Raw genomic sequence first — 4,240 nt, 5'->3', positions numbered from 1 at the left:
TGGGCTGGGCGTACGTGCGGCTGGCCGAGCGCAACGAGCAGGACTTCACCGACCTGGTGCAACGGCCGGAGCGCTGAGTGGGCAACGACTTCGTGCCCACACCATGGTCAGCTCAGTTGGCTGCTTCGATCTTGACGAGGTTGACCCGCTGGAACAGGTCCATCTCCACGTTCTTGACCTTGGAGGAGTGGCCGAACACGTTCTCGCCGAAGCGGAGCGGGATCACCGGCATCTCCTTGGCCAGGATGTCCTCCGCCTGCTGGTACTTGGCGATCGCCTCGTCCTGCGTCTTGGCGGCGGAACCCTCCTTGACCAGCTTGTCGAACTCCGGGTTGCTGTAGCCGTAGTAGTTCGACGAGCCGTTCGTGCTGTACAGCGGGCCGAGGTAGTCCTCCATGGTCGGGTAGTCCATGACCCAACCCATCCGGAACGCACCCACCGGCGTCTTCTTCTCGACCTTGGTCAGCAGGTCGGCGAACTTCGGCTCGACCGAGCCGACCGCGTCCACACCCAGGTTGGTCTTGAGCTGGTTGACCGTGGCGTCGACCCAGTCCTTGTGCCCGCCGTCACCGTTGTACGAGATGACGATCTTCGACGGGCCGCCGGCGGCCTGGTAGAGCTTCTTGGCCTCGGTCGGGTTGAACTCGGCGGCCTTGCCCGCGGTGTCCTCCCGGTAGCCCGGCAGGACCGGCGCGACGAAGGAGCGCGCCGACGTCTGCGAACCCTTGAAGACCGACTTGGTGATCTCGTCACGGTCGATCGCCATCGAGATGGCCTTGCGAACGTCCGGGTTGCTGTAGTCCTTGTCGAACGTCGGGAACGCGAGGAACTGGAACGACGACATCGGGCTGGTCTTGTACCGGTCACCCAGGTCGCTCGGCGCGGTGCTCAGGCTCTCGGTCGGGATCGTGGGCAGCACGTCCAGGTTGTCCGCCAGGACGTCCGCGTAGGCCGCGGTGAGCTGCTGGTAGATCCGGAACTCGATGTTCTTGACCTTGGGCTTCTCGCCCGGGTACGCGTCGTAGCGCTCGACGTCGATCTTGCTGTCGTGCTGCCAGGTGCCCTTCATCTTGAAGGGGCCCTGCCCGATCGGCGCCTGCTCGTAGGAATCCTTGAGCACGCCCGGAGCCGAGAACGCGGCGTCCGGCATCGGGAAGAACGCGTTGTAGCCCAGCGTCGTCTTGAAGTCGATGTACGGCTCGGAGAGCGTCGCGGTGAAGGTGAGGTCGTCGACCTTCTTCAGGCCGGACATCTCCTTGGCCTTCGGCGCCTTGCCCTGCAGGTCGGCGTAACCAGCGATCTTCTCGAAGAACGGGTTGGTGTCCTGACCGTTCGGGGCGTACGCGCCGTAGTTCCAGGCGTTGATGTAGTTCTGGGACGTGACCTTCTCACCGTTGTGGAAGGTGAAGCCGTCCTTGATCTTGATCGTCCAGACCTTGTTGTCGGACGACGTGATCGACTGCGCGGCGACCTCGTACGGCTTGTTCTGGGTGTCGTAGTCGACGAGCGGGCTGAACAGGCCGGCGATCACCTGCGACCCGGACGTCTCGGTGGTGTTGGTGGGAACCAGGTGCTTCGGCTCGGCGATCTGGATGCTGACCGCCGAACTGCTGCTGCCGCTGGATCCACCGTCTCCGCCGCTGCCGCAGGCCGCGAGGCCCAGCGTCACCGCGAGCGGGAGGGCGGTCCAGGCGGCGAGTCTACGAACTCGCATTGAGCCTCCTCATCTCCTCACGCTGCGCAGTCAGGCCCGACGCTGGGTTACGCTGCGCAACAAGCGGTAACGGTAGGTCGGCGACGGGCCTTCGACAACGACGCGGTTGCGGGTGGGTAACGGTCCGGGGTTGCCTCCCTTGTTGGGGGCGAAAGAATCTGCTAATCCAAACCGGTCTTATCGACGTTGGCCTGCGAAAATAGCGCTGGACGACGACGTGTTTGCCACCTGCTGGCCGCTGCTGCGCCGCTTGGGGCGGCCGTCCTTTCTCCGTGGTGCCGGTTTGGTCTGTCTGGTTCGACCGTGATCGAATCCACAGACTGTCACTGAAAGTGACTAGCAACACCTCACACACGGTTACTCCAACGGCGGTCACCCCACCGTGGCCAGGTCCGCTCAATGGCCGCCTCACCGCAGTGGGCGGCGGACGGCCCGAGCTAGGTCGTCTGATCCGCAGGCGGTGGGCGTGAGACGATCTGGTCGTGACGGCGACGCTTCTGGACGGCAAGGCAACCGCAGCGGAGATCAAGGACGAGCTGCGCATCCGGGTGAAGGCACTCGCGGAACGCGGGATCATCCCCGGGCTCGGCACGGTCCTGGTCGGGGCGGACCCGGGCAGCCAGGCGTACGTCAACGGCAAGCACCGCGACTGCGCCGAGGTGGGCATCGCCTCGATCCGCCGCGAACTGCCGGCCGACGCCACCCAACAGCAGGTCGACGACGTCCTGGCCGAGCTGAACGCCGACCCGGCGTGCCACGGCTACATCGTTCAACTGCCGCTGCCGGCTCACCTCGACACCCAGCGGGTGCTGGAGTTGATCGACCCGGACAAGGACGCCGACGGCCTGCACCCGGTGAACCTGGGTCGGCTCGTGCTCGGCTACGACGGTCCGTTGCCGTGTACGCCGCGCGGCATCGTCGAGCTGCTCCGCCGGCACGACGTGGCGCTGCGCGGGGCCACCGTCGCGGTGGTCGGTCGCGGCAACACGGTTGGCCGACCGCTCGGCCTGCTGCTCACCAGGCGCAGCGAGAACGCCACTGTCACCCTCTGCCACACCGGCACCCTCGATCTCGCCTCGCACACCCGGGCCGCCGACATCGTCATCGTCGCGGCCGGCGTACCGGGTCTGCTCACCGCCGACATGATCAACCCTGGCGCGGTGGTGGTGGACGTCGGCATCACCCGCGTGATCGGCGCGGACGGCAAGGGCCGCTACACCGGCGACGTGGACCCGGAGGTGGCCGAGACGGCCGGCGCGTTGGTCCCCATGCCCGGCGGCGTGGGCCCGATGACCCGGGCCATGCTGCTCACCAATGTCGTCGAGCGCGCCGAGCGCGGCTGACTCGCGCGTCGGCGGCGCCGAATCAGGACGGCGGTGACGTTCGCCCCATCCCGGCGATGGCCGCCGCCCCTGGCCTGATCGGTGCCAGGATGACTGATACGGTCCGGAAAACCGACTGGTATCAGGGAGTGGGACGACCATGGGTAAGAAGGTCACTGTCGTCGGGGCTGGCTTCTACGGCTCCACCACCGCACAGCGCCTGGCCGAGTACGACGTCTTCGACACCGTAGTGATCACCGACATCGTGGAGGGCAAGCCCGAGGGCCTCGCGCTCGACCTCAACCAGTCCCGGGCCATCGAGGGCTTCGAGACCAAGGTGGTCGGCGTGACCACCGGCCCCAACGGTGAGGGCTACGAGAGCATCGAGGGCTCCGACGTCGTCGTGATCACCGCTGGTCTGCCGCGCAAGCCCGGCATGAGCCGGATGGACCTGCTGGAGACCAACGCCAAGATCGTCCGCCAGGTCGCCGAGAACGTCGCCAAGTACGCCCCGAACGCCGTCGTCATCGTGGTCTCCAACCCGCTGGACGAGATGACCGCTCTGGCCCAGCTCGCCACCCAGTTCCCGAAGAACCGGGTGCTCGGCCAGGCCGGCATGCTCGACACCGCCCGGTTCAGCAACTTCGTCGCCGAGGCGCTGAACGTGCCGGTGGCCTCGGTACGCACCCTGACCCTGGGCTCGCACGGCGACACCATGGTCCCGGTGCCGTCAAAGAGCACCGTCAACGGCAAGCCGCTGCGCGACGCCATGCCGGCCGAGCAGATCGAGGAGCTGGTCGTCAAGACCCGCAACGGTGGCGCCGAGGTGGTCGCGCTGCTCAAGACCGGGTCGGCCTACTACGCCCCGTCCGCCGCCGCGGCCCGCATGGCGAAGGCCGTCGCGGAGGACTCCGGCGAGGTCATGCCGGTCTGCGCCTGGGTTGACGGCGAGTACGGCATCTCCGGTGTCTACCTGGGTGTCGAGGCCGAAATCGGCGCCGAGGGCGTAAAGCGGGTCGTCGAGACCGACCTGGACGCCGACGAGCGCGCCAGCCTCCTGGAGGCCGCCGAGGCCGTCCGCGCCAAGCAGGGCGACATCTCCAGCATGTAGTTCCCCGTACCACCGAAGGGCGCGCCGGCAACGCCGGTCACAGTGGCCTTGGAACAGCCGACCTCCCGGGCGATGTCCTGCAGGGAGGTGCCC

Annotated in this window: 3 protein-coding genes; 2 read left to right on the top strand and 1 reads right to left on the bottom strand. The window is 67.1% G+C overall.

The genetic code is table 11. The features are described from left to right. Nucleotides 1–112: 112 nt before the first annotated feature. Nucleotides 113–1,714: an ABC transporter substrate-binding protein gene (locus tag AB0C20_RS35360; RefSeq protein WP_357569642.1), complete on the bottom strand. Its 1,602-nt coding sequence runs from the start codon at nt 1,712–1,714 to the stop codon at nt 113–115. A gap of 482 nt (nt 1,715–2,196) precedes the next feature. Between AB0C20_RS35360 and AB0C20_RS35355 the strand changes: the two genes are divergently transcribed. Together AB0C20_RS35355 and AB0C20_RS35350 are read left to right on the top strand one after the other, a co-directional pair. Continuing rightward, nucleotides 2,197–3,057: a bifunctional methylenetetrahydrofolate dehydrogenase/methenyltetrahydrofolate cyclohydrolase gene (locus AB0C20_RS35355; RefSeq protein ID WP_238644677.1), complete on the top strand. Its 861-nt coding sequence runs from the start codon at nt 2,197–2,199 to the stop codon at nt 3,055–3,057. Nucleotides 3,058–3,196: 139 nt separating this feature from the next. Then, a complete protein-coding gene (locus AB0C20_RS35350; RefSeq protein WP_357569641.1) occupies nt 3,197–4,147 on the top strand; it encodes a malate dehydrogenase in 951 nt (316 codons plus the stop codon). The last annotated feature ends 93 nt before the right edge of the window (nt 4,148–4,240 follow it).

The organism is Micromonospora sp. NPDC048843 (assembly GCF_040649965.1).
GTDB lineage: Bacteria > Actinomycetota > Actinomycetes > Mycobacteriales > Micromonosporaceae > Micromonospora > Micromonospora hortensis.
This window is presented reverse-complemented; position numbering and strand designations above follow the sequence as displayed.

Bases quoted from the DNA above. Each gene is read 5' to 3' on its own strand.
- AB0C20_RS35360 (WP_357569642.1), bottom strand. From the start codon at position 1,714: ATGCGAGTTCGTAGACTCGCCGCCTGGACCGCCCTCCCGCTCGCGGTG.
- AB0C20_RS35350 (WP_357569641.1), top strand. From the start codon at position 3,197: ATGGGTAAGAAGGTCACTGTCGTCGGGGCTGGCTTCTACGGCTCCACC.